The sequence below is a fragment of the Pseudomonas sp. NFACC51 genome, assembly GCF_900103575.1.
Lineage (GTDB): Bacteria > Pseudomonadota > Gammaproteobacteria > Pseudomonadales > Pseudomonadaceae > Aquipseudomonas > Aquipseudomonas fluorescens_Q.
Window position 1 is genome coordinate 338,521 of the sequence record NZ_FMXH01000005.1, and the last position, 25,247, is coordinate 363,767.

27 protein-coding genes are annotated in these 25,247 nt (G+C 61.3%); 1 reads left to right on the forward strand and 26 read right to left on the reverse strand.

Translation table 11 applies throughout. From position 1 onward, the window contains the following. Window positions 1-63 precede the first annotated feature (63 nt). The 21 genes from BLT00_RS13270 to trmJ all read right to left on the reverse strand — a co-directional run bounded on the left by BLT00_RS13270 (window position 64) and on the right by trmJ (window position 18,951). Window positions 64-858, reverse strand: coding sequence for an amidohydrolase (locus BLT00_RS13270; protein ID WP_092144298.1), 795 nt, complete (start codon window positions 856-858; stop codon window positions 64-66). Next, the gene (locus BLT00_RS13275; protein ID WP_063322846.1) at window positions 846-1,994 is read right to left on the reverse strand and encodes a pyridoxal phosphate-dependent aminotransferase; all 1,149 of its coding nucleotides are present in this window, start codon (window positions 1,992-1,994) and stop codon (window positions 846-848) included. Before BLT00_RS13275 ends, BLT00_RS13270 begins: the two co-directional genes overlap by 13 nt. 269 nt (window positions 1,995-2,263) lie before the next feature. After that, window positions 2,264-3,736: a ribosome biogenesis GTPase Der gene (gene der, locus BLT00_RS13280; RefSeq protein WP_063322847.1), complete on the reverse strand. Its 1,473-nt coding sequence runs from the start codon at window positions 3,734-3,736 to the stop codon at window positions 2,264-2,266. A gap of 134 nt (window positions 3,737-3,870) precedes the next feature. Beyond that, the gene (gene bamB, locus BLT00_RS13285) at window positions 3,871-5,022 is read right to left on the reverse strand and encodes an outer membrane protein assembly factor BamB (protein ID WP_063322848.1); all 1,152 of its coding nucleotides are present in this window, start codon (window positions 5,020-5,022) and stop codon (window positions 3,871-3,873) included. Then, window positions 5,015-5,656 (reverse strand): YfgM family protein, encoded by a 642-nt coding sequence (locus BLT00_RS13290; protein WP_092143856.1) that lies wholly within the window; start codon window positions 5,654-5,656, stop codon window positions 5,015-5,017. The genes bamB and BLT00_RS13290 overlap by 8 nt, the downstream gene beginning before the upstream one ends. A gap of 40 nt (window positions 5,657-5,696) precedes the next feature. Continuing rightward, window positions 5,697-6,986 (reverse strand): histidine--tRNA ligase, encoded by a 1,290-nt coding sequence (hisS, locus tag BLT00_RS13295; protein ID WP_014336698.1) that lies wholly within the window; start codon window positions 6,984-6,986, stop codon window positions 5,697-5,699. Window positions 6,987-7,008: 22 nt separating this feature from the next. Next, window positions 7,009-8,118, reverse strand: coding sequence for a flavodoxin-dependent (E)-4-hydroxy-3-methylbut-2-enyl-diphosphate synthase (gene ispG / locus BLT00_RS13300; RefSeq protein WP_003185136.1), 1,110 nt, complete (start codon window positions 8,116-8,118; stop codon window positions 7,009-7,011). Between the two features lie 3 nt (window positions 8,119-8,121). Further along, window positions 8,122-9,141 (reverse strand): RodZ domain-containing protein, encoded by a 1,020-nt coding sequence (locus BLT00_RS13305; protein WP_092143853.1) that lies wholly within the window; start codon window positions 9,139-9,141, stop codon window positions 8,122-8,124. Continuing rightward, on the reverse strand, window positions 9,141-9,899 hold the full coding sequence (pilW, locus tag BLT00_RS13310) for a type IV pilus biogenesis/stability protein PilW (protein ID WP_063322851.1): 759 nt from the start codon (window positions 9,897-9,899) through the stop codon (window positions 9,141-9,143). Before pilW ends, BLT00_RS13305 begins: the two co-directional genes overlap by 1 nt. A gap of 12 nt (window positions 9,900-9,911) precedes the next feature. After that, the gene (rlmN, locus tag BLT00_RS13315; protein WP_063322852.1) at window positions 9,912-11,060 is read right to left on the reverse strand and encodes a dual-specificity RNA methyltransferase RlmN; all 1,149 of its coding nucleotides are present in this window, start codon (window positions 11,058-11,060) and stop codon (window positions 9,912-9,914) included. Window positions 11,061-11,088: 28 nt separating this feature from the next. Next, a complete protein-coding gene (ndk, locus tag BLT00_RS13320) occupies window positions 11,089-11,514 on the reverse strand; it encodes a nucleoside-diphosphate kinase (RefSeq protein WP_063322853.1) in 426 nt (141 codons plus the stop codon). An 88-nt stretch (window positions 11,515-11,602) separates the two neighbouring features. Then, on the reverse strand, window positions 11,603-11,803 hold the full coding sequence (gene iscX / locus BLT00_RS13325; RefSeq protein WP_003198004.1) for a Fe-S cluster assembly protein IscX: 201 nt from the start codon (window positions 11,801-11,803) through the stop codon (window positions 11,603-11,605). Window positions 11,804-11,816: 13 nt separating this feature from the next. Continuing rightward, a complete protein-coding gene (gene fdx, locus BLT00_RS13330; RefSeq protein WP_003198002.1) occupies window positions 11,817-12,158 on the reverse strand; it encodes an ISC system 2Fe-2S type ferredoxin in 342 nt (113 codons plus the stop codon). A 3-nt stretch (window positions 12,159-12,161) separates the two neighbouring features. Next, window positions 12,162-14,024, reverse strand: a complete 1,863-nt coding sequence (gene hscA, locus BLT00_RS13335; protein WP_092143849.1) for a Fe-S protein assembly chaperone HscA — start codon at window positions 14,022-14,024, stop codon at window positions 12,162-12,164. Between the two features lie 50 nt (window positions 14,025-14,074). Further along, the gene (hscB, locus tag BLT00_RS13340) at window positions 14,075-14,596 is read right to left on the reverse strand and encodes a co-chaperone HscB (protein WP_092143846.1); all 522 of its coding nucleotides are present in this window, start codon (window positions 14,594-14,596) and stop codon (window positions 14,075-14,077) included. Window positions 14,597-14,604: 8 nt separating this feature from the next. After that, complete coding sequence (gene iscA / locus BLT00_RS13345; RefSeq protein WP_030139597.1) at window positions 14,605-14,928, reverse strand: iron-sulfur cluster assembly protein IscA; 324 nt, start codon at window positions 14,926-14,928, stop codon at window positions 14,605-14,607. Between the two features lie 24 nt (window positions 14,929-14,952). Beyond that, window positions 14,953-15,339 carry a Fe-S cluster assembly scaffold IscU gene (gene iscU / locus BLT00_RS13350; protein ID WP_003185157.1) on the reverse strand — a complete coding sequence of 129 codons (387 nt, stop codon included), beginning with the start codon at window positions 15,337-15,339 and terminating at the stop codon, window positions 14,953-14,955. A gap of 43 nt (window positions 15,340-15,382) precedes the next feature. Then, window positions 15,383-16,597, reverse strand: coding sequence for an IscS subfamily cysteine desulfurase (locus BLT00_RS13355; RefSeq protein WP_063322856.1), 1,215 nt, complete (start codon window positions 16,595-16,597; stop codon window positions 15,383-15,385). Between the two features lie 50 nt (window positions 16,598-16,647). After that, window positions 16,648-17,139 carry a Fe-S cluster assembly transcriptional regulator IscR gene (gene iscR / locus BLT00_RS13360; protein ID WP_003185160.1) on the reverse strand — a complete coding sequence of 164 codons (492 nt, stop codon included), beginning with the start codon at window positions 17,137-17,139 and terminating at the stop codon, window positions 16,648-16,650. Window positions 17,140-17,402: 263 nt separating this feature from the next. Next, window positions 17,403-18,179, reverse strand: a complete 777-nt coding sequence (cysE, locus tag BLT00_RS13365; RefSeq protein WP_072346750.1) for a serine O-acetyltransferase — start codon at window positions 18,177-18,179, stop codon at window positions 17,403-17,405. 1 nt (window position 18,180) lies between these two features. Continuing rightward, entirely contained in the window at window positions 18,181-18,951 is a 771-nt protein-coding gene (gene trmJ / locus BLT00_RS13370; protein WP_038856918.1) for a tRNA (cytosine(32)/uridine(32)-2'-O)-methyltransferase TrmJ, read from the reverse strand. 144 nt (window positions 18,952-19,095) lie between these two features. On the opposite strand from trmJ, the gene suhB reads away from it, so the two are divergent. Further along, a complete protein-coding gene (gene suhB, locus BLT00_RS13375) occupies window positions 19,096-19,914 on the forward strand; it encodes a type III secretion system regulator SuhB (protein ID WP_003185165.1) in 819 nt (272 codons plus the stop codon). A 310-nt stretch (window positions 19,915-20,224) separates the two neighbouring features. Here suhB and BLT00_RS13380 read toward each other — a convergent pair whose 3' ends face one another. From BLT00_RS13380 to tgt, 5 genes are all read right to left on the reverse strand, one after another. Continuing rightward, a complete protein-coding gene (locus tag BLT00_RS13380) occupies window positions 20,225-20,773 on the reverse strand; it encodes a glycine zipper 2TM domain-containing protein (RefSeq protein ID WP_014336691.1) in 549 nt (182 codons plus the stop codon). A gap of 117 nt (window positions 20,774-20,890) precedes the next feature. Beyond that, window positions 20,891-21,805 (reverse strand): protein translocase subunit SecF, encoded by a 915-nt coding sequence (gene secF / locus BLT00_RS13385; RefSeq protein WP_092143843.1) that lies wholly within the window; start codon window positions 21,803-21,805, stop codon window positions 20,891-20,893. 9 nt (window positions 21,806-21,814) lie between these two features. After that, on the reverse strand, window positions 21,815-23,683 hold the full coding sequence (gene secD / locus BLT00_RS13390; protein ID WP_092143840.1) for a protein translocase subunit SecD: 1,869 nt from the start codon (window positions 23,681-23,683) through the stop codon (window positions 21,815-21,817). Between the two features lie 63 nt (window positions 23,684-23,746). Next, the gene (gene yajC, locus BLT00_RS13395) at window positions 23,747-24,085 is read right to left on the reverse strand and encodes a preprotein translocase subunit YajC (protein WP_007916913.1); all 339 of its coding nucleotides are present in this window, start codon (window positions 24,083-24,085) and stop codon (window positions 23,747-23,749) included. Between the two features lie 43 nt (window positions 24,086-24,128). Continuing rightward, window positions 24,129-25,244: a tRNA guanosine(34) transglycosylase Tgt gene (tgt, locus tag BLT00_RS13400; protein WP_161951757.1), complete on the reverse strand. Its 1,116-nt coding sequence runs from the start codon at window positions 25,242-25,244 to the stop codon at window positions 24,129-24,131. Window positions 25,245-25,247 lie beyond the last annotated feature (3 nt).

Here is a 25,247-nt window from a genome sequence, read left to right on the forward strand (position 1 = left end):
AGGGACTTCTCCTTGGCTGACCGGTTATCGGCATGCAACACCGTTCCTTGAGGCTGAATCGTTTCAATTCGTGAATTCGAAGCGATCGGCATCCAGGTTCGCCGGAAACCGCGTGCGATACGCCGCCAAGTCCGCTGCGTTCAAGCACACCTTGAACACACCATCCGCTTCACCGGCGCTGAGCAAGCTCTCGCCCTGGAAATCCAGCACCTGGCTGTCGCCGGTATAGGCGAAACCCTTGCCGTCGGTACCCACACGGTTTACCGCGGCCACGTAGCACAGGTTCTCGATCGCCCGGGCCGGCAACAGCCGATTCCAGTGCAAACGCCGCGCCCCGGGCCAGTTGGCGGTGTATAGCAGCAGGTCGGTGTCCTCGGCGTCGCGGCTCCAGACCGGGAAGCGCAGGTCGTAGCAAATCAGCGGACGAATCCGCCAGCCCTTGAGCTCGAACAGCACCTGTCGCTCACCCGGGGTGTAGTGGTTGTGCTCCCCCGCCATGCGAAACAGATGGCGCTTGTCGTAATGCAACACTTCTCCATCCGGCCGCGCCCAGAGCAAGCGATTGCGATGGCTACCGTCCGCGGCCTGGATGATCACACTGCCGGTAATCACCGCGTCCAGCTTCGCCGCCTGGGCCTTGAGCCATTGGCGCGTCGGGCCGTTCTCCGGCTCCGCCAGGGTCTCGGATTCCATAGAGAAACCCGTGGTGAACATCTCTGGCAGGATGATCAGATCAGCCCCACGTGCCTGCTCAAGCAGCGCTTCGAAATGCTCAAGGTTGGCCCGGCGGTCGTGCCAGGCCAGGGTGGTCTGGACCAGTGCAATGTCGAGGTCCGGTAACGTGCTCAGATCACGCATAGTTTTTCCGCCGCTTCGCGCAGCGTCTCCTCGCGTTTGGCAAAGCACAGGCGCACCAGGCGCTGGCCTTGGGGTGGGTGCTGGTAGAACACCGAGATCGGAATCGTCGCCACGCCATGCTCGCGGGTCATCCACACGGCCATGTCGACGTCATTCAGGTCCGGGCGAATCTGCGAGTAGTCCACCAACTGGAAATAAGTGCCGGTCACGCGCTTGAAGCTGAACCGTGACGGGGCCAGCAGATCGCAGAACAGGTCGCGCTTGGCCTGGTAGAAGTCCGGCAGTCCGTTGACGTGTTCCGGATGTTCGGCCATGTAGTCGGCCAGGGCGTACTGCAACGGCGTCACGCCGCAGAAGCTGACGTACTGGTGTACCTTGCGCAGTTCCGCCGTCAAGGCCGCTGGCGCCACCACGTAGCCGGTTTTCCAGCCGGTGACGTGGTAGGTCTTGCCGAACGAACTGACCACGAAGGCGCGGCGGTACAGTTCTTCGTGGGCCAGGACACTGGCGTGGGCGACGCCGTCGAACACCAAGTGTTCGTAGACCTCGTCGCTGACCAGGTAGATGTCACGGTCGCGAATCAGCGTCGCCAACTGATCCAGTTCGGCGCGGCTGATCAGGGCACCACTGGGGTTGTGCGGCGAGTTGAGGATGATCATGCGCGTACGCGGGCTCAGGGCTTCGCCGAGCTTCTCGAAGTCGATGGCGAAGTCATCCAGGCCCAATGGCACGTGCACGCAGCGCCCACCGGCCAATAGAACGGAAGGCTCATAGCTGTCGTAGCTGGGGTCGAAGACGATCACTTCGTCACCGCTGTGGACCACCGCCGCGATGGCACAGAAAATCGCCTGGGTCGCGCCAGGGGTCACGGTGACCTCTTGATCGGCATCGACGTTGGCGCCGTAGCTGCGGGCGATCTTCGCTGCGATCTGCTGGCGTAGCGCCGGCAGGCCGGTCATCGGCGAATACTGGTTATGGCCTTGGGCAATGTGCCGGCCAACCGCATCGCGCAGGGCCTGCGGGCCATCGAAATCGGGAAATCCCTGGGACAGATTGAGCGCACCGGTCTGCGCCGCGAGCTGGGACATCTGAGTAAAGATAGTGATGCCGACATTCGGCAACTTGCTGGTGATCATCAAGGGTTCCCTGCTCTGCACCCGGCTCTGATGCGGCGCGGGAGAGCTCGAGAATAGCCCAATCGCCGGGCATGAAAAAGGGTGCCACCAAGGGCACCCTTTTCATGTCGCCGAACGACCGTGGCGAGGGAGCTTGCTCCCGCTGGGCTGCGCAGCAGCCCTGGGTTGTGCCTGATGCACTGCGGGGGCAGAGACATCTGGGGGGCGCTTCGCACCCCAGCGGGAGCAAGCTCCCTCGCCACACAAGCTTCCGGGCAACAGGTATTGAATCAGCGCTTGTCGCGGCGCTTCTTGTCGGCCTTCTTGTGGTGCGACATCAAGCGGCGCTTCTTGTTGACCTGGCGGTCGGTGAGCGTGTTCTTGTTGCCTTCGTACGGGTTCTCGCCGCCCTTGAACTCGATGCGGATCGGCGTGCCGACCAGCTTCAGGACGCGACGGTAGGTGTTCTCCAGGTAACGAACGTACGACTTGGGCACCTTCTCGATCTGGTTACCGTGGATCACGATAATCGGCGGGTTGGCACCGCCCAAGTGGGCGTAGCGCAGCTTGATCCGACGGTTGTTGACCATCGGTGGCGCGTGCTCGCCTACCGCATCTTCGAGGATCTGGGTAAGGCGGTTGGTCGGCCAGCGGGTCACCGCGGACTTGAACGAGTTCTGCACCGAAGCGTAGAGGTTGCCCACGCCCGTGCCGTGCAGCGCCGAGATGAAGTGGATGTCGGCGAAGTCGACGAAGAACAGGCGACGTTGCAATTCGACCTTGACGAAATCCCGTTCGCTCGGCGTCATGCCATCCCACTTGTTGATCGCGATGACCAGCGCACGACCGGCTTCCAGGGCGAAACCCAGCAGGTTCAGGTCGTGATCGACCACGCCTTCGCGGGCGTCCATCACGAAGATCACCACGTTGGCGTCTTTGATCGCTTGCAGGGTCTTGACCACGGAGAACTTTTCAACTTCTTCGTGGATCTTGCCGCGCTTGCGCACACCGGCGGTGTCGATCAGCGTGTACTTCTCTTCGTTACGCTCGAAGGGAATGTAGATACTGTCGCGGGTGGTGCCGGGCTGGTCGTAGACGATAACCCGGTCTTCGCCGAGCATGCGGTTGACCAGCGTCGACTTGCCCACGTTCGGACGGCCGATGATCGCGATCTTGATCCCGTCTTTCTCGCTTGGGCCCGGAATGCGCTTGGCTTCCTCGCCTTCGGCAACGATCTCTTCCTCGCCCTCTTCCGGCTCTTCCACGTCGTCTTTCGGGAAACTCTCCAGAGCGATTTCCAGCATCTGGGTGATGCCACGACCGTGGGCGCCGGCGATCGGGATCGCCTGGCCCATGCCCAACGGTGCGAATTCGGCGCGGGCCATGTCCGGGTCGATGTTGTCGACCTTGTTGGCGACCACGTAGGAGCGCTTGTTACGCTTGCGCAAATGCTCGGCGATCATCTGGTCGGCGGCGGTAAAACCGGCCTTGGCGTCTACCAGGAACAGCACCACATCGGCTTCTTCAATGGCGAGCAACGACTGCTCGGCCATTTTTTCGTCCATGCCATGTTCATCACCGGAGATGCCGCCGGTGTCGACCAGAATATAGGTACGCCCTTGCCACTTGGCCTCACCGTATTGGCGATCACGGGTCAGACCGGACAAGTCGCCGACAATGGCGTCGCGAGTCCTGGTCAGGCGGTTGAACAAGGTGGACTTGCCGACGTTCGGTCGGCCCACCAGGGCGATTACGGGAACCATGCGGCTCTCCACTTCGTTATTTCAGAAAATACAAAAGCCGCTGCGAGGCAGCGGCTGGTGCTCGGGGCAGTCTGTGCAAGCCCTGCAAACCTTGAGAACAAGGCCGCTTGGGGGGATTAGCCCCAAGCATAGTCTTACTTGATGGTCAGGGCTTCCAGTTTGCCGCTGTTGCCATACACATAGATCATGTTGCCCACCACCAGCGGACGGGCACGCAGGCCGTCACTGTCGATGCGCTCACGGCCGACGAAACGACCGTCCACCTGGCTGAGCAGGTGCAGGTAACCTTCCAGGTCACCCACTGCAACGTAGCTGGAGAACACTTCCGGGGCCGACAGTTGACGACGGGCCAGGGAGTCGTTGCTCCACAAGGCGGTGGTGGAACGCTCGTCAACGCCTTCGACGGTGCCCGAGGACAGGCTCACGTAGACGCTGCCAAAACCCTGGGCGACACCGGCGTAGCTGGACGCATCGCGCTGCCACAACGGACGACCGCTTTCCAGGTCCAGTGCCGCCACGCGGCCCTGATAGCTGGCGACGTACAGCGTACCGCCGGACAGCAGCAAGCCACCGTCGATATCGACCACACGCTCCAGCTCCGAACGACCTTGCGGGATCGCTACGCGCTGTTCCCAGACCGGCACGCCGTTGGATATATCCAGGGCCACCACTTTACCGGTCGACAAGCCAGCCACCGCCAGGCGGTTGGTGACGATCGGCGCGCTGGTGCCGCGCAGGGTCAGTACCGCCGGGGTGCTGTCGTACAACCAGCGCTGGTTGCCGGTGGCGGCATCCAGGCCGATCAGACGGTCGTCCTGGGTCTGGACCACCACCACGTCGCCGTTGGTGGCCGGCGGTGCGAGCACTTCGCTGGTCACGCGGGCGCGCCATTTCTCTTCACCGCTGCTCGCGTCCAGGGCGACGATCTCGCCCTTGAGCGTGCCGATCATGACCAGGCCGTAACCCACGCCAACGGCGCCGGAAACGGGCAGTTCGAGATCTTTCTCCCATTTGACGTCGCCGTTGCTGCGATCCATCGCCATGACCACGCCCGTGACGTCGCCGGCATAGATGGTGTCGCCATCGATGGCAGGCACCAGCATGTTGTAGGTTTCACCCTGGCCATCGCCGATGGAACGGCTCCACTGCTTCTGCAGCACGACTTCTTCTTTGAAGTCGGTCAGTTCGGCCGGAGGCAGTTCTTTCTTGCTGTTGCTGCTGCAACCCGCGGCCAGAATGGCCAGGGCCAGCAATGCTGCATGTTTCCACTGGATCACGTCACGCATCCCCTTTGGCCAGGTCGTCCAGCTTGATTTGCAGGCCACCGACCGCGGCTTCATCCGACAGCGCAGCCTTGGCTTTTTGGTAGGCCGCATGGGCCTCATCGGCACGGCCCAGCTGTACCAGCAGGTCGCCCTTGAGTTCTTCGCGGGTCGCCAGGAACGCCTTGTCGGCATCGCCGTCGAGCAGCTTCAACGCCTCTTCAGCCTTGTTCTGTGCCGCCAGTACCTGCGCCAGGCGCTGACGCGCCACTTCGCCCAGGGTCGGGTTGGCCGGTTTGTCGACGATACCTTTGAGCTCAGTGGCCGCGTCGTCCAATTTGCCGCTGTCCACCGCCACCTTGGCCACGAACAGGCGACCGTACTGGGCGTAGGCAGTGCCGCCGAATTCCTTGTCCAGCTTGCCGGCCAGGTCCGCCACGCGGGCAGGGTCAGGCTTGCCGTCCGGGGTCAGGGTGGTTTCCAGCAATTGCTGGTAGAGCACCGAGGCGCCTTGCGACTGGTTGCTCTGGTATTTCTGGTAGGCCTGCCAGCCGAACACGATGACCAGCGCCAACAGGCCGCCAGTGACCAGCGGCTTGCCGTTGCGCGTCCACCAGTCCTTCAAATCCGCCAGCTGTTCATCTTCGGTACTCGACACCCCAATACTCCTTAATCGCTAAATCGGCTGTTTGACAGCTTCAACCCTGCACGACGCAGGTGGCCAGGTGTGCAGCAAGCGCATCCCAGGCAATGCTTTGTTGTTCGCCCTGGCCACGCAGGGGTTTGAAACCTACCACTTGTTGGGCCAGTTCGTCGTCACCGAGGATCAGTGCGTACAACGCACCGCTCTTGTCGGCCTTCTTGAATTGGCTCTTGAAGCTGCCGGCGCCGGCGTTGATTTGCAAGCGCAGGTTGGGCAACTGGTCGCGGATCCGCTCGCTCAACGACAAGGCGGCCAGTTCGGCGGCCTCGCCAAAGGCGCACAGGTAGACGTCGACCTGACGGGACAGTTCTTCGGGGACCTTGTCCAAGGCTTCCAGCATCAGCACCAGGCGCTCGATGCCCATGGCAAAGCCCACGCCCGGGGTCGGCTTGCCGCCCATCTGTTCAACCAGTCCGTCGTAGCGGCCGCCAGCACATACGGTGCCTTGGGCGCCGAGTTTGTCGGTGACCCACTCGAAGACGGTCTTGCTGTAGTAGTCCAGACCACGGACCAACTTGGGGTTGATCACGTAAGGGATGCCCACGGCGTCCAGGCGCGCCTTCAGCCCTTCGAAGTGTGCACGGGATTCGTCGTCGAGGTAGTCGGCCATTTTCGGCGCGTCGACCAGGACTGCTTGGGTCTCGGCATTCTTGGTGTCGAGCACACGCAGCGGGTTGGTCTTCAGACGGCGCTGGCTGTCTTCGTCGAGCTTGTCCAGGTGGGCAGAAAGAAACTCCACCAACGCTTCACGGTAGCGGCCACGGGACTCGCTGGTGCCCAGGCTGTTGAGCTCGAGCTTGACCGCATCGCGAAGCCCCAGCTCGCCCCACAGGCGCCAGGTCATGACGATCAGCTCGGCATCGATGTCCGGCCCCTCGAGGTTGAACACCTCCAGGCCAATCTGGTGGAACTGGCGATAACGGCCTTTCTGCGGACGCTCGTGACGAAACATCGGGCCGACGTACCAGAGTTTCTGCACCTGGCCGCCGCCGGTGATGCCGTGCTCGAGCACCGCACGCACGCAGGCCGCCGTGCCTTCGGGGCGCAGGGTCAGGGAGTCGCCATTGCGGTCGTCGAAGGTGTACATCTCTTTTTCGACGATGTCGGTCACTTCACCGATGGAGCGCTTGAACAGCTCGGTGAACTCGACGATCGGCATGCGGATCTGCCGATAGCCGTAGTTATCCAGCAGACGCGCCACAGTGCCCTCGAAATAACGCCACAGGGGCGTCTGCTCGGGCAGGATGTCGTTCATGCCACGAATGGCTTGCAGGGACTTGCTCACGTGTATTCCTTAATCTTTCGACTTAACCGCGCGCGATGACCGCTGCGTCGGCTTCGACCTTTTCGGCCGCTTTCTGGCGAATCAGCCGTTCCAGCTCATCCACCAGATTGTCATTCGTCAGTTTCTGCGACGGCTTGCCGTCGATGTAAATCAGGTTCGGTGTACCGCCAGTCAGGCCGATATGGGCCTCCTTGGCTTCGCCCGGCCCGTTGACCACGCAACCGATCACCGCGACATCCAGCGGCACCAGCAGGTCTTCGAGGCGCCCTTCCAGCTCGTTCATGGTCTTGACCACATCGAAGTTCTGCCGCGAGCAGCTCGGGCAGGCGATGAAGTTGATGCCACGGGAACGCAGGTGCAGGGACTTGAGAATGTCGTAGCCGACTTTCACTTCCTCGACCGGGTCAGCCGCCAACGAGATGCGGATGGTATCGCCAATCCCTTCGGCGAGCAGCATACCGAGGCCGACGGCGGATTTCACCGTGCCCGAACGCAACCCACCGGCTTCGGTGATGCCCAGGTGCAGCGGCTGGACGATTTCCTTGGCCAGCAGGCGGTAGGCTTCGACGGCCATGAACACGTCGGACGCCTTCACGCTGACCTTGAAGTCCTGGAAATTCAGGCGCTCGAGGTGCTCGACGTGGCGCAGGGCCGATTCCACCAGTGCCGCCGGGGTCGGTTCGCCGTATTTCTTTTGCAGGTCTTTTTCCAGGGAACCGGCGTTCACGCCGATGCGAATCGGGATGCCCCGGTCGCGGGCGGCATCCACTACGGCACGGACACGGTCTTCGCGACCGATGTTGCCCGGGTTGATGCGCAGGCAATCCACGCCCAACTCCGCCACGCGCAGGGCGATGCGGTAGTCGAAGTGGATGTCGGCCACCAAGGGGACCTTGACCAGCTGCTTGATCTTGCCGAACGCCTCGGCGGCGTCCATGTCCGGCACCGATACGCGCACGATGTCGACACCGGCGGCTTCCAGGCGGTTGATCTGGGCGACCGTGGCGGCCACGTCATTGGTGTCGCTGTTGGTCATGCTCTGCACAGCGATAGGCGCATCGCCGCCCACGGGCACGTTGCCGACCCAGATTTTTCGGGATTCGCGACGCTTGATAGGAGATTCGCCGTGCATGACTTATTGACCCAACTTCAGGCGAGCGGTCTCGCCACTGGTGAACGGAGCGATGTCGACCGGCTGGCCGTTGTAGCTGACCTGCGCGCCACGGGCATAACCCAGGCGTACGGCAAACGGCGGCTTGCCACTGACGGCGGTGCTGTCACCCTTGCGCTTGAGGCCACTGAACAGCACCTTGCCGTTGCCGTCGGTGATCTGCGTCCAGCAGTCGGCGACAAACTGGATTTGCACCTGGCCTTCACCTGCGACTGGCGCCGGGGTCGGGGCCGCCGGAGCTGCCGGAACAACTGGCGCGGCTGGCGCAGCGTGGGTCGCAGGCACAGCCGCGGTTGGCGCTGGCGTGCTCGGTGCGGCAGGTGCCGTGGCAATCGGTGCAGCCGGCGCTGCTGGTGCAACTGGCGCAGGGGCTGGAGCAGCCGGCTCGGCACCCGCTTCGGCATTGGCGTCCTGGTCCTGTGGCAACGCCAGGGCGGTCTCGCCTTCGGCCTGGCCTTCGACGACAGCCTGGTCTTCCGGCTCGTCCAGCGGATGGATCTGGGTGGTGCCGTCGGCGCCTTCGACCTCAACGTGCTCAGGGTTCATGGCGACCGGCTCCTTGTTGCGCAAGGAAGCCTGGTCCTGCCACCAGACAAAACCGCCACCAATCACCGCGATCAGCAGCAACAGGCTGACGATTCGCAAAATGGTGTGGGAAACGCGAACCGGTTCCTCGATGCGCCCCAGGCTGTGCACGTTGCTGCCCTGGGCATCGGAACCGGTGTATTGATCGAATTGCTGGACCAGCACGGTCTGGTCCATGCCGAGCAACTTGGCATAGGCGCGGATATAGCCCCGGGCAAAGGTATGCCCAGGCAGCTTGTCGAACGCGCCCGCTTCCAGATTGCCGAGGGAGGCCACGGTGAGATTGAGCTTGAGGGCCACTTCGGCCAGCGACCAACCATTGCTTTCGCGGGCTTGACGCAGGGTCTCACCAGGATTTACGCGAGTCGCTGCTACAACTTCGGGATGCGCCGCTTTCATCATTGCTCCGACAGGTATTGCTGATATTCCGGCGTACCGGGATAGAGTCTTTTGAGTTGCAGGCCGTAACTTGCAGCCTTGTCGCGATCTTCAAACACATGTGCCAGCCGAACGCCGAGCAATAGACTACGTGCATTTTGCTCACTCAGCAGGCTAAAACGCTCGTAGTAGTCACGCGCGGGCACATAATGCCTGTCTTCGTAGGACAACTCAGCCATTTCCAGCAGCGCCCGCGGTTGCTGGCGGTTGAGCCGCAGCGCCTTTTCCAGTTGCTGGCGGGCCAGGTCGCGCTGGCCGAGCTGCGCAGCCGTCATGCCGAGGTTTTCGAAAACCCGCGAACGCTCAGGGTAAAGGGTGTCGGCGGCAGCCTGCTCGAAGCGCTCGTAGGCGTCCTTGTAGCGTTTCTGCTCGAAAAGAAAGCTGCCGTAGTTGTTCAGGATCCGCGCGTCTTGCGGGCGGGCAGACAGCGCCTTGCGAAAATGCTGGTCGGCCAGCTCCGGCTCCATCTCGGCCTGGAACACCAGGGCCAGGGCCGCATTGGCATCCGGGTCGGAGTCGTCCAGTTCCAGGGCTTTCTTGAGCGGCACCTTGGCCCGTTCAGTCATGCCCTGCTGCAGGTAGCCAATGCCCAGCTGCACGTAGGCCACACGCGCCTCGTCGCGCCCTTTGCTGGTCCTCATCGGGTTGTAGTCACCCGACAGGACACAACCGGAACAAAGGCCGGCCAACAGCAAAACGAGCGCGAAGCGCAGGGACATAGAGTTCCTCTCTTAGTGACTGTTCGCAGCGTTTTGCACCGCATCGTCCGTGGCGTTCAACTCACGCACGGCAATGTAGCGTTCGCTGCGACGGGTGCGATCCAGCACCTGTCCTACCAATTGGCCACAGGCGGCGTCGATGTCTTCGCCGCGAGTGGTGCGCACGGTGACGTTGAAGCCAGCGTGGTGAAGCTGATCCTGGAAGCGACGAATCGCGTTGTTGCTCGGACGCTCGTAACCGGAATGCGGGAACGGATTGAACGGGATCAGGTTGATCTTGCACGGGATGTTCTTGAGCAGCTCGATCATCTCGACCGCGTGTTCGACCTTGTCGTTCACATCCTTGAGCAGCGTGTACTCGATGGTCAGCACGCGTTTTTCGCCCAGGGACGACATGTAGCGCTGGCACGACTCGAGCAGCATCTTAAGCGGATATTTCTTGTTGATCGGCACCAATTGGTTACGCAATGCGTCATTGGGTGCGTGCAGCGACAACGCCAGGGAGACGTCGATGTGCTTGGCCAGCTCATCGATCATCGGCACCACGCCGGAAGTGGACAGGGTCACGCGGCGCTTGGAGATGCCGTAGCCCAGGTCGTCCATCATCAGGTGCATGGCGGAAACGACGTTGTCGAAATTCAGCAGCGGCTCACCCATGCCCATCATCACCACGTTGGTGATGGCACGGTCGACGGTCGCCGGGACACTGCCAAAGGATTTGTTGGCAATCCACACCTGGCCGATCACTTCGGCGGCGGTGAGGTTGCTATTGAAGCCTTGCTTGCCGGTGGAGCAGAAACTGCAATCCAGGGCACAGCCTGCCTGGGACGAAACGCACAAGGTGCCGCGTTTGCCCTGGGGAATGTAGACGGTCTCGACGCAGCTGCCGGACGCCACGCGCACCACCCACTTACGGGTGCCGTCGCTGGAAATGTCCTGGCTGACCACTTCGGGGCCGCGAATCTCGGCCACAGCCTTGAGCTTTTCGCGCAGGGCCTTGCCGACATTCGTCATGGCGTCGAAGTCGTCGACGCCAAAGTGGTGAATCCATTTCATCACCTGACCGGCACGGAAACGCTTCTCCCCGATCGAGTCGAAGAATTTCTCCATTTCCGGCTGGGTCAGCCCCAGCAGATTGGTTTTAACAGTCGATGTAGTCATGGATTCACCTTCACTCTTAAGCCAATGCTTAGCGAGTGGTTACTTCAGTAGCAGCGAAAAAGTAAGCGATTTCGCGAGCAGCAGCGGCTTCGGAGTCCGAACCGTGAACGGCGTTGGCGTCGATGGACTCGGCGAAGTCAGCACGGATGGTGCCGGCAGCAGCTTCTTTAGGGTTGGTAGCGCCCATCAGCTCACGGTTGCGAGCGATAGCGTTTTCGCCTTCCAGCACCTGGACGACAACCGGACCGGAAGTCATGAAGGCCACCAGCTCACCGAAGAAACCGCGCTCGCTGTGCTCAGCGTAGAAGCCTTCGGCTTCAGCCTTGGACAGTTGCTTCATTTTCGAAGCTACAACGCGCAGGCCAGCGTCTTCGAAACGGGTAACGATCTTGCCGATCACGTTTTTAGCAACGGCGTCAGGCTTGATGATGGAGAAAGTACGTTGAACAGCCATGGTGTAACTCCAGAAACGGTAATTTGCGAAAAATTAAACCCGCGAATTATACGCGGGTTCAGGGGTATTGCCTAACCTGCCAGGTCGATCAGTCGATTTCTTCGATCCAGAGCGCCTGGACCGCTTCCAAGACCTTCTCGCCACAACGGCCAGAGGTACTGTCGAAACCGGGAAGCTCCATGATCCAGTGCTGCAGATCGACGAAATTGACCTTCAGCGGATCCACGTCCGGCTTGGCTTCGGCCAGTTCTTCTGCGATGCGTTGTACATCATTCCAACCATAGCTCATGACAGTGTCACCATCAGTGCGGCGCTTCGGCCGCATGGTTAAGCGAATATTTCGGGATTTCGACCACCAGGTCTTCGGTGCCGACCTTGGCCTGACAGGTCAGGCGCGACGTCGGTTCCAGGCCCCAGGCCCTATCAAGGTAGTCCTCTTCCAGCTCATCGGCCTCATTCAGCGAGTCGAAACCCTCACGAATGATGCAATGGCAGGTGGTGCAGGCACAGACACCGCCGCAGGCGCTCTCGATCTCGATGTGGTTGTCATGGGCCACTTCGAGAATGGACTTGCCGGTTTCGGCCTCTACCACCATACCGTCCGGGCAATGCTCGGCGTGTGGCAGAAAAATGATCTGCGGCATCAGTTATTCCTCGATTTCATTCAGGTTGCGCCCCGCCAGGGCGGCTTTCACCGTCGAGTCCAGGCGGCGGGCAGCAAAGGCATCGGTGACGTGCGACAGACGCTTGGTCTGCTGCTCGATGGCATAACCATCGGTGCCTTTGATCAATTCGGACAATTCCTGCATTTGCAGCTCGATGACCATGCGCTCTTCAGCGTCGAGCAAACGGTCGCCGTCTGCCTCCAGGGCACCTTGCACGGCTTCGATCAGGCGCTGGGCGTCGACCTGCTGCTCGCGCAGCACCCGCGCCACCTTGTCGTCGCTGGCATGCTGGAAGGAATCCTTGAGCATCTTGGCGATTTCACCGTCGGTCAGGCCGTAGGATGGCTTGACCTGGATGCTCGCCTCCACGCCCGAACCCAGTTCGCGGGCGGAGACGTTGAGCAAGCCGTCGGCATCGACCTGGAAGGTCACGCGAATCTTCGCCGCACCGGCCACCATCGGCGGGATGCCGCGCAGTTCGAAGCGGGCCAGGGAACGGCAGTCACTGATCAGTTCACGCTCGCCTTGCAGCACGTGGACCATCATGGCCGACTGGCCGTCTTTATAGGTGGTGAAGTCCTGGGCGCGGGCAACCGGGATGGTGGTGTTGCGTGGAATCACCTTCTCCATCAGGCCGCCCATGGTTTCCAGGCCCAGGGACAACGGAATCACGTCGAGCAACAGCAGTTCGCCGCCGTCGCGCTTGTTGCCGGCCAGGGTATCGGCCTGGATCGCGGCGCCGATGGCGACCACCTGGTCCGGGTCGATTTCAGTCAGCGGCTGGCGGCCAAAGGCCTCGGCAACGGCTTCGCGAACCCGAGGCACGCGGGTCGAACCACCGACCATGACCACAGCCTTGACGTCTTCGAGCTCCACGCCGGAATCGCGCACGGCACGGCGGCAGGCCTTGAGGCTGCGGGCGACCATGGGCTCGATCAGGGCATCGAAGGCTTCGCGGGTCAGCGTGGCTTTCCAGTCGCCATAAGCGACTTCAACGGTGGCGGCGTCGGTCAAGGCTTCCTTGGCGGCGCAGGCGGTTTGCAGCAGGTGGCGTTGCGCACCTGGGTCGAGGTCGGCGGACAAGCCCGCTTGCTCGATGATCCAGCCGGCGATGGCGTGGTCGAAGTCATCGCCGCCCAGGGCACTGTCGCCACCGGTGGCCAAGACTTCGAAAACACCGCCGGTCAGGCGCAGGATCGAAATATCGAAAGTACCGCCACCCAAGTCGTAGATGGCAACCAGGCCTTCGGCATGCTGGTCCAGGCCATACGCGACCGCAGCGGCCGTCGGCTCGTTGAGCAAACGCAGCACATTCAGGCCGGCGAGCTTGGCGGCATCCTTGGTGGCTTGGCGCTGGGCGTCATCGAAATAGGCCGGCACGGTGATGACCGCCCCCACCAATTCACCACCCAACGCCGCTTCGGCGCGCTGGCGCAACACCTTGAGGATGTCGGCCGACACTTCCACCGGGCTTTTCGGACCCTGCACGGTTTCGATGAACGGCATGTGGGATTCGCCGCCAACGAAGCGGTACGGCAGTTGGTCACCCAATTGCTTGACGTCGGACAGACCACGACCCATCAAGCGCTTGACCGAGACGATGGTGTTCAACGGATCGGTGGCGGCGGCCAGCTTCGCGGACTCGCCCACTTCAACGTGATCGGCGTGATAGCGCACGGCGGACGGCAGGATCACCCGTCCCTGCTCGTCGGCCAGCGGTTCGGAAAGACCGCTGCGCAAGGCAGCTACCAGGGAGTTGGTGGTACCCAAGTCGATCCCGACAGCCAGGCGACGCTGGTGCGGTTGTGGACTTTGGCCGGGTTCGGCGATCTGCAGTAGGGCCATCGTAATCAGGACTTATCTGTAATCAGGCGTGCGACCGGAGCGGCACTGGGTTAATCGTCGAGGCGCTCTTCTAGCTGGCGCACTTCGTAGGTGAGCTTGTCGAGGAACTGCATGCGCCGCATCAGGCGTTCGGCCTGTTCGCGTTGCGCGGCATCGTTCCAGCAGGCTGCGAAGCTTTCGTTCAGTGTTTGCTGGGCGTCTTTCAAGCGTCGCTTGAATACCGCGACACCGGCCAGATCGGCGCTGTCCTGCAGGTCTTCGAGCTCTTCGCGCCATTGCATCTGCTGCAAAAGAAACTCGGGATCGTGGACCGTGACCTCCAGCGGCAACTCATGACCGCTGATAGCGAGCAGGTAACGCGCGCGCTTGGCTGGACTCTTGAGCGTCTGGTAAGCCTCGTTGAGGTTCGCCGACTGCTCGAGCGCCCGCCGCTGCTCAGCCTCGGAGCCGTCGGCAAAACGGTCCGGATGAACACCACGGGCCAATTCCAGATATCGCGCCGACAACTGATCGAGATCCAGCTGGAAAGCAGGCTGCAACTGGAACAACGCAAAATGACAAGGAGTACCCACAAGCTGCCTCAGATGTTGAAGCTTTCGCCGCAGCCACATTCACCGCGTACGTTGGGGTTGTTGAACTTGAAGCCTTCGTTCAACCCTTCCTTGACGAAATCCAGCTCGGTGCCGTCCAGGTACGTCAGGCTTTTCGGGTCGATGATCACTTTCTGACCATGACTTTCGAACACCTGATCGTCTTCGCCCACTTCGTCGACGAATTCCAGTACATAGGCGAGGCCAGAACAGCCCGTGGTGCGAACACCCAGGCGGATACCCTCGCCCTTGCCACGCCCCGCGAGGGAACGCTGCACATGCTTAGCTGCCGCTTCTGTCATCTGGATAGCCATGAAAACTCCTTACCGATACGCGGATCAGATCAAGCCTTTCTTCTGCTTGTAGTCGCGAACGGCGGCCTTGATGGCGTCTTCAGCGAGTACCGAGCAGTGGATCTTCACTGGCGGCAGGGCCAGTTCTTCGGCCAGCTGGGTGTTCTTGATGGTTTCGGCTTCGTCGAGGGTCTTGCCCTTCATCCACTCGGTGGCGAGGGAGCTGGACGCGATGGCGGAACCGCAGCCGTAGGTCTTGAACTTGGCATCTTCGATGATGCCTTGCTCGTTGACCTTGATCTGCAGGCGCATCACGTCGCCGCACGCCGGGGCGCCGACCATGCCGGTGCCGACATCAGGATCCTGCGCGTCCATCTTGCCGACGTTGCGCGGGTTCTCGTAGTGGTCGATGACCTTTTCGCTATATGCCATTTGCTTCAATCCTCATCAGTGAGTCGCTCTGGTGGCGACTTCTTCAGTGCGCCGCCCACTCGATTTTCGAAATGTCGACGCCGTCTTTGTACATGTCCCACAGCGGCGACAGAGCGCGCAGCTTGGTAACGGCCTCGCAGACTTTCTGCGCGGCGTAATCGATTTCTTCTTCGGTGGTGAAACGGCCGAAGGTAAAGCGAATGGAGCTGTGGGCCAGTTCGTCGTTGCGGCCCAGGGCGCGCAGTACGTAGGAAGGCTCCAGGGACGCCGAGGTGCACGCCGAACCGGACGACACGGCCAGATCCTTGAGCGCCATGATCAGCGACTCGCCTTCAACATAGTTGAAGCTCAGGTTCAGGTTGTGCGGTACGCGGGCGATCATGCTGCCGTTGACGTAGAGTTCTTCCAGATGCTCGACCTGCTTGAAGAAGCGGTCGCTCAGGGCCTTGATGCGTACGTTCTCGGCGGCCATGTCTTCCTTGGCCACGCGGAAGGCTTCGCCCATGCCGACGATCTGGTGGGTCGCCAGGGTACCGGAACGCATGCCACGCTCGTGACCGCCGCCGTGCATGGTCGCCTCGAGGCGAACACGCGGCTTGCGGCTGACGTACAGCGCGCCGATGCCTTTAGGGCCGTAGGTCTTGTGGGCCGAGAACGACATCAGGTCGACTTTCAGCTTGGACAGGTCGATGTCGACCTTGCCGGTGGACTGGGCCGCGTCGACGTGGAACAGGATACCCTTGGAACGGGTCAGTTCGCCGATGGCGGCGATGTCGTTGACGGTGCCGATTTCGTTGTTCACGTGCATGATCGAAACCAGGATGGTGTCGTCGCGCAGGGCGGCTTCAACCATGGCCGGGGTAATGATGCCGTCTTCACCCGGCTCGATGTAGGTGACTTCGAAGCCTTCACGCTCCAGTTGGCGCATGGTGTCCAGGACAGCCTTGTGCTCGATCTTGGAGGTGATCAGGTGCTTGCCCTTGGTGTGGTAGAAATGCGCGACACCCTTGATTGCCAGGTTGTCGGATTCAGTGGCACCGGAGGTCCAGACGATTTCACGCGGGTCGGCGTTGACCAGGTCAGCGACCTGGCGACGGGCGTTTTCGACCGACTCTTCGGCCTTCCAGCCAAACACGTGGGAACGGGACGCCGGGTTACCGAAGTTTCCGTCGACCAGCAGGCATTCACTCATTTTTTGCGCAACACGCGGATCAACCGGGGTGGTCGCAGAGTAATCAAGGTAAATCGGCAATTTCATGGACTCTCTCCTAAATCAGGCTGGCTGGCGTTCCGCGTGCTCTGCGGCAGTCATTCGACGGCGGACGCTTCAATCTTGTCCAGGTGCGGCGCCTTGCTATTGCAACGACGCTGGTCCTGACGCTGGGCTACTTCTTGCACCTCACGACGAGTTACAAGGTCAGCCAAGCTGATACCGCTTAGAAATTCGTGAATCTGCAGGCTGAGGTCGCACCACAAGTGGTGGGTCAGGCAAGTATCGCCGCCATGGCAATCGCCAAGGCCCTGGCATTTGGTCGCATCGACCGATTCGTTCACCGCATCGATCACCTGGGCGACCTGGATGCCCTGCATATCCCGCGACAGCTGGTAGCCGCCGCCCGGGCCGCGAACGCTGGAAACCAGGTTGCTACGGCGCAGCTTGGCGAACAGCTGTTCAAGGTAGGACAGGGAAATGCCCTGGCGCTCGGAGATATCGGCCAGGGACACCGGCCCGTGCTGCGCATGCAATGCCAGATCCAGCATTGCGGTCACGGCGTATCGGCCTTTTGTAGTCAGTCGCATGGACAATTACCACGGAGTTCGGAATGGGGGCGAGTATGCAATTCCCGAGTATTTAAGTCAAGTATAAGACCTAGTGCTTTACTCAGGTTTACCCGCGAAAGAGCGCGCGCATGATAGCAAAGGCTGGTCGGCGGCGACCAGCGATACCGCGTTATCGTTTATCGCGAGCAAGCTCGCTCCCACAGGGGTCTGTGGTGTACACGAATTGTGCACCCACCAAAACCCCCTGTGTGCGAGCTTGCTCGCGATGAGGCCTGCCGGGTTTAGCTGGCCTGGCTCTGATCCTTGTCCTTCACACACGCGAAATCTTCCTCGCGCAGCTCAGGCAGGTCCTTGGCACAGTAATTACTGCCCAGATCCTTCAGGGCCCCGCACATCCCCTCCAGGCGCCCATCGACGGCCTGCAGGTGATCGAGCAACTGGTTGATGGCGCGGGCGACCGGGTCGGGCATGTCTTCGCCGACACCGTAGGCGTCGAAGCCGATCTTCTCGGCCATGGCCTTGCGGCGCGCGTCCTGCTCGTCATCGGACTTGACGATGATCCGCCCCGGAATACCCACCACGGTCGCGCCAGGCGGCACGGCCTTGGTTACGACCGCATTGGAGCCGACTTTCGCCCCCGCCCCCACCGTGAACGGCCCGAGCACCTTGGCGCCGGCGCCCACTACCACGCCGTCTTCCAGGGTCGGGTGGCGCTTGCCTTTGTTCCAGCTGGTGCCACCGAGGGTCACGCCCTGGTACAGGGTCACGTCGTCGCCGATCTCGGCGGTTTCGCCGATGACGATGCCCATGCCGTGGTCGATGAAGAACCGACGGCCGACCTTGGCGCCCGGATGGATCTCGATCCCGGTCAACCAACGCCCGAAGTTCGAGACCAGCCGCGCCAGCCATTTCCAACCCATGTTCCACAAGGCACCGGACAAGCGGTGGATCCAGATCGCGTGCATCCCCGGGTAGCAGGTCAGCACTTCAAAGGCATTGCGCGCCGCCGGGTCACGATGGAAAACACTTTGGATATCTTCACGCAAACGTTCGAACATTTTATTTCTTCCGCTTAATCAGCTCGCCACGGGCCGCCTTCTGGGTTTCCGTGAGGATGCCGCGCAATATATTCATCTCCGCCCGGCTGACCGAGCTCCGTCCGTACAACCGACGCAGGCGCGCCATCAAGTGTCGCGGCTTTTCCGGGTCGAGGAACTCGATGTCCACCAGGGTCTGCTCCAGGTGTTCATAGAACCGTTCCAGTTCGTCCATGGTCGCCAGTGTCTCACTGCGCGGCGACGTGACCTCGGTTTTTTCGACTTTGCTGGGCTTGCCTTCGGCTGCCAGCCAAGCCATGCGCACTTCATAGCTCAACACCTGCACCGCCGCCCCCAGGTTCAGGGAACTGAACTCGGGGTCGGAAGGGATATGCACGTGAAAGTGACATCGCTGCAGCTCGTCGTTGGTCAGGCCGGAGTCTTCACGACCGAACACCAGGGCGATCTCAAAGCCTTGGGCGGCCTCCTCGACCACTTTGGTGCCGCATTCGCGGGGGTCGAGCAGCGGCCAGGGGATACGGCGGTCGCGGGCGCTGGTGCCGAGCACCAGGTTGCAACCCACCAGGGCATCCTCAAGAGTGGCGACGACTTGAGCGTTGGCCAGGATGTCACCGGCACCGGAAGCCCGGGCGTCAGCCTCGTGATGGGGAAACAGACGCGGTTCGACCAGCACCAGGCGCGACAGGCCCATGTTCTTCATGGCCCGCGCAGCTCCGCCGATGTTACCCGGATGGCTGGTATTGACCAGGACGACACGAATGTTCTGCAACAAGGGGGGCGCTCTCGAACACGATAAAGGGAGCAAATCTTACAGAAGCACCTACCGTTAAGCTATGAAAGCGAACACCAACCTTCTCCTCGGAAAACTTTCTGATAGAATGCGCGGCTTTCTTTAACAACCTTAGGTGACACATCCATGCAGCCCATGCTGAATATCGCGCTGCGCGCCGCCCGCAGCGCCAGTGAACTGATCTTCCGCTCCATCGAGCGCCTGGATACCATCAAGGTCGATGAAAAAGACGCCAAGGACTACGTGTCCGAGGTCGATCGCGCCGCCGAGCAAAAGATCGTCGACGCCCTGCGCAAGGCTTATCCAAACCACTCCATCCTCGGTGAAGAGACCGGCATGCACGCCGGTACTGGCATCGAAGGCGAAGAGTACCTGTGGATCATCGATCCGCTGGACGGCACCACCAACTTCCTGCGCGGCATTCCTCATTTCGCTGTCAGCATCGCCTGCAAATACCGTGGCCGCCTGGAACACGCCGTTGTGCTGGACCCGGTTCGCCAGGAAGAATTCACCGCCAGCCGTGGCCGTGGCGCCCAACTGAACGGTCGTCGCCTGCGCGTCAGCGGCCGCACCAGCCTGGACGGCGCCCTGCTGGGTACCGGCTTCCCGTTCCGTGATGACCAGATGGACAACCTGGACAACTACCTGGGCATGTTCCGCGCCCTGGTCGGCCAGACCGCCGGCATCCGCCGCGCCGGCGCTGCGAGCCTGGACCTGGCTTATGTAGCCGCTGGCCGTTTCGATGCGTTCTGGGAATCGGGCCTGTCCGAATGGGACATGGCTGCTGGCGCCCTGCTGATCCAGGAAGCCGGTGGCTTGGTGAGCGACTTCACCGGCGGCCACGACTTCCTTGAAAAAGGCCACATCGTTGCCGGCAACACCAAATGCTTCAAGGCTGTGCTGACTGCTATCCAGCCGCACTTGCCGGCTTCGTTGAAGCGCTAAGTCGCTCGGCTACAGAAAAAGCACCCTTCGGGGTGCTTTTTTTATGCCTGCCCCACACCACTCAGCCCAGATGAATACCCCGTGGCGAGGGAGCTTGCTCCCGCTGGGCTGCGCAGCAGACCCAAGATCTTGCGGTCGCTGCGCAACCGAGCGGGAGCAAGCTCCCTCGCCACAATGGATGACACCCTGAACATTGATGGAAGCTGACCCACCGCTATCGCGAGCAATCTCCCACAGGGGATTTGGGGTGGGGCTTAAAATGCGGGCGAAAAAAAAGCACCCCGAAGGGTGCTTTTTCATAGCGACTGGATCACTGGGCGGGTTCGTTCTGCCCCAGGATCAGTTGGCCTTCTTTGCTCACCGGGATCTGGTTGCCCGGGTCGCGGTCCATGCGGACTTTGCCTTCTTTGCCGTCGAGCATGTAGCGAACATCGTAGCCTACAACCTTGTCGCTGATGTCATTGACCGTGTTGCAGCGAGTCTGGGTGGTGGTGTAGGTGTCGCGTTCCTGCATGCCTTCCTGAATCTTGTTACCGGCATAACCACCACCGGCCGCACCCGCCACGGTGGCGATTTTCTTGCCGGTGCCGCCGCCGATCTGGTTACCCAGCAAGCCACCGGCTACGGCGCCCAACACGGTGCCGGCGATCTGGTGCTGGTCCTGGACTGGCTTCTGCCGAGTCACGGTGACGTCCTTGCACACTTCACGCGGGGTCTTGATTTGGGTCTTGACCGGCTCCACGGCCAATACTTGCGCATACTCAGGGCCACTTTTTACCAAGCTGTAGGTGGCGACCGCACCACCGGCTGTTACACCGACAGCACCCAATACCGCACCAACCAGCATCGATTTGTTCACTTGAACCTCCTGACCATCACAAGCGGATTAATCCGCGCTTCTCCCAGCCTTGGAGCACAAAAAAAGGCGCGAGTTCAACTCGCGCCTTTTCAGCCGTGACGGGCGGAGCGACGAGCCTTATGGGCGGTCGTCCACTTCCGTTTCGGTGGCCGCTGGAGGAATCAGGTCCTCGGTGCTCAGGTTCAGCCAGATCAGCACCACGTTAGCGATGTAGATCGACGAGTAGGTACCCGCCAGCACGCCGATGAACAGCGCGATGGAGAAACCGAACAGGTTGTCGCCACCAAAGATCAGCAGCGCCGCGATCGCCAGCAAGGTGGAGATCGACGTCGCCATGGTCCGCAGCAGCGTCTGGGTGGTCGAGATGTTGATGTTCTCGATCAACGACGCCTTGCGCAGCACACGGAAGTTCTCACGCACCCGGTCGAACACCACGATGGTGTCGTTGAGCGAGTAACCAATGATCGCCAGCACCGCCGCCAACACCGTCAGGTCGAAGGTGATCTGGAAGAACGACAGGATGCCCACGGTCACGATCACGTCGTGGATCAGCGAGACAATCGCACCCACCGCGAACTTCCACTGAAAGCGGAAGGCCAGGTAGATCAGGATGCCGCCCAGCGCCATCAGCATGCCGAGGCCGCCCTGGTCGCGCAGCTCTTCACCCACTTGCGGGCCGACGAACTCGACGCGCTTGACCTGGGCCGGGTTATCGCCGCCGGCCTTCTGCAAGGCCTCGGCCACCTGGTGACCCAGTTGCGGGTCTTCACCCGGCATACGCACCAACAGGTCCGTCGTCGCACCGAAGCTCTGCACGATGGCATCGCTGTAGCCCGACGTCGCCAGTTGCTCGCGCACCTTGGTGACATCGGCCGGACGCTCGTAGGTCAGCTCGATGAGCGTACCGCCGGTGAAGTCCAGGCCGTAGTTCAGACCCTTGGTGGCCCAGCTGAACAACGCCAGTACAGTGAGGAACAATGTGACGCCGAACGCAACGTTGCGAACGCCCATGAAGTTGATTGTACGTAACATGGCAGCCCCTTAAATCCACAACTTCTTGAAGTCACGACCGCCAAAGATCAGGTTGACCATTGCGCGGGTCACCATGATGGCCGTGAACATCGAGGTAAAGATCCCGAGGGACATGGTCACTGCGAAGCCCTTGACCGGGCCGGTGCCCATGGCGAAGAGAATCCCGCCCACCAGCAACGTGGTCAGGTTGGCGTCGAGGATCGCGGTGAATGCCCGGCCGAAGCCTTCGTTGATTGCACGTTGAATCGACATGCCCGCAGCAATCTCTTCACGTATCCGCGAGAAGATCAGCACGTTGGCGTCCACCGCCATACCCATGGTCAAGACGATACCGGCGATACCCGGCAGGGTCAGCGTAGCCCCCAGCAGCGACATCAGGGCCAGCAGCATCACCATGTTCACCGCCAGCGCGACGGTGGCGATGATGCCGAAGAAGCGGTAGATGGCGATGATGAACAGCGACACGAACAGCATGCCCCACAGGGATGCATCGATACCCTTGGTGATGTTGTCGGCACCCAGGCTCGGGCCGATGGTGCGTTCTTCAGCGAAGTACATCGGCGCGGCCAGGCCACCGGCACGCAGCAGCAGGGCCAGTTCCGAGGATTCACCCTGGCCGTTGAGGCCGGTGATGCGGAACTGGCTGCCCAGTGGCGACTGGATGGTCGCCAGGCTGATGATCTTTTTCTCTTCCTTGAAGGTCTGGACCGGTACGTCTTTCTCGACGCCATTGACCACTTGCTTGGTGTAAGTGGTGGTCGGCTTCTGCTCGATGAAGATCACCGCCATGCTGCGACCGACGTTGCTGCGCGTGGCGCGGCTCATCAGTTCGCCGCCGTGGCCGTCGAGGCGAATGTTCACCTGCGGACGACCCTGCTCGTCGAAGCCCGCCTGGGCGTCGGTCACCTGGTCACCGGTGATGATCAGGCCACGCTCGATCTGCGCCGCCGGACGACCGCCCTCACGGAACTCGAAGCTCTCGGAAGTGGCCTTGGAAGCACCCGGCTCAGCGGCCAGGCGGAATTCCAGGTTGGCGGTCTTGCCGAGGATACGCTTGGCTTCGGCGGTGTCCTGCACGCCCGGCAGCTCAACCACGATGCGGTTGGCGCCCTGGCGCTGCACGATCGGCTCGGCCACACCCAGCTCGTTGACGCGGTTACGCACCGTGGTCAAGTTCTGCTTGATGGAGTATTCGCGGATTTCCGCCAGCTTGGCCGGGGTCATCGCCAGACGCAGCACCGCCTGACCATTGAGGTCGGCCGGCACAATGTCGAAATCGTTGAAGTTCTTGCGGATCAGCGCACGGGCCTGCTCGCGGGTATCTTCATCGCTGAAGCCCAGCTGAATGGCACCGTCGAGTTGCGGCAGGCTGCGATAACGCACGCGCTCTTTACGCAGCAAGCTCTTGACGTCGCCTTCGTAGACTTTCATCCGCGCGTCGAGGGCTTTTTCCATGTCCACTTCCAGCAGGAAGTGCACACCACCGGACAAGTCCAGGCCCAGCTTCATCGGGTGCGCGCCGAGCTTGCGCAGCCATTGCGGGGTGGTCTGGGCCAGGTTCAGGGCCACGACGTAATCGTCACCCAACGCCTTGCGCACCACGTCCTTGGCTGGCAGTTGGTCTTCTGCCTTGACCAGGCGCAACAGGCCGCCCTTGCCGTTTTCGGCGATGGACGCAGCCTTGACCTCGATATTGGCCGCCTTGAGCGCAGCGCTCGCACGGTCCAGATCGGCCTGGGTGACCTGCAGCGCAGTGCTTGCGCCACTGACCTGAATGGCCGGGTCATCCGGGTAGAGATTGGGAGCGGAATAAATCAGACCGACCGCCAGCACCGCCAGGATCAGTAAATATTTCCACAGAGGGTATTTGTTCAGCATCACGCCGCCCGCTTATGACGCGGGGCGCCTTGCGCGCCCCGTCGATTGAATAGAAGTTGTTACTTAGATCGCTTTCAGCGTGCCTTTTGGCAGCGTGGCCGCGATGGCGCCCTTCTGGAACTTCATTTCAACAGTGTCGGACACTTCCAGTACCACGAAGTCATCAGCCACTTTGGTGATCTTGCCCGCGATGCCGCCGGTGGTGACCACTTCATCGCCCTTCTGCAAGCTGCTGAGCAGGTTCTTCTGCTCTTTGGCGCGCTTGGCCTGTGGACGCCAGATCATCAGGTAGAAGATGACCAGGAAGCCGACCAGGAAAATCCACTCGAAACCGCCACCCATAGGGCCGGCAGCAGCAGGTGCAGCGGCATCAGCCATGGCGTTAGAGATAAAAAAGCTCATTTAGCACTCCAGTTGCAAGTATTGAATCTAGGGATCGGAAAACTCAGTCCAAAGGCGGAACAGGCAACCCGCGCTTGGCATAGAAGGCCTCGACAAAGGCGGCCAATGTACCCTGTTGGATAGCCTCGCGCAAACCAGCCATAAGCACCTGATAATGGCGCAAATTGTGGATGGTATTGAGCATACTGCCGAGCATTTCGCCGCACTTGTCCAAATGATGCAGATAAGCGCGGGAGAAGTTCTGGCAGGTGTAGCAATCACACGTCGGATCCAGCGGCGAATCATCATGGCGATGGAACGCGTTACGGATCTTCAGCACGCCCGTGTCGATGAACAGATGCCCATTGCGGGCATTACGGGTTGGCATCACGCAATCGAACATGTCCACCCCGCGGCGCACACCCTCAACCAGATCTTCCGGTTTGCCAACGCCCATAAGGTAACGAGGTTTGTCAGCGGGCATTTCGCCCGGCAGGTAATCGAGCACCTTGATCATCTCGTGCTTGGGCTCACCCACCGACAGGCCGCCAATCGCCAGGCCGTCGAAGCCGATCTTGTCCAGGCCTTCCAGCGAGCGCATGCGCAGGTCGCGGTGCATGCCGCCCTGGACGATACCGAACAACGCCGCGGTGTTTTCGCCATGGGCATTCTTCGAACGCTGGGCCCAGCGCAACGACAGTTCCATGGACACCCGCGCCACGTCTTCATCGGCCGGGTACGGCGTGCATTCGTCGAAGATCATCACGATGTCCGAGCCCAGGTCGCGCTGCACCTGCATCGACTCTTCCGGGCCCATGAACACCTTGGAACCGTCCACCGGCGAGGCGAAGGTCACGCCCTCCTCCTTGATCTTGCGCATCGCGCCCAGGCTGAACACCTGGAAGCCGCCGGAGTCGGTCAGGATCGGGCCTTTCCACTGCATGAAATCGTGCAGGTCGCCGTGGGCCTTGATCACTTCCATGCCCGGGCGCAGCCACAGGTGGAAGGTATTGCCCAGGATGATTTCCGCGCCAATGGCCTCGATGTCACGCGGCAGCATGCCCTTGACCGTGCCATAGGTGCCCACCGGCATGAACGCCGGGGTTTCCACGGTACCGCGGGGGAAGGTCAGACGACCGCGACGAGCCTTGCCATCGGTGGCGAGCAACTCGAAGGACATGCG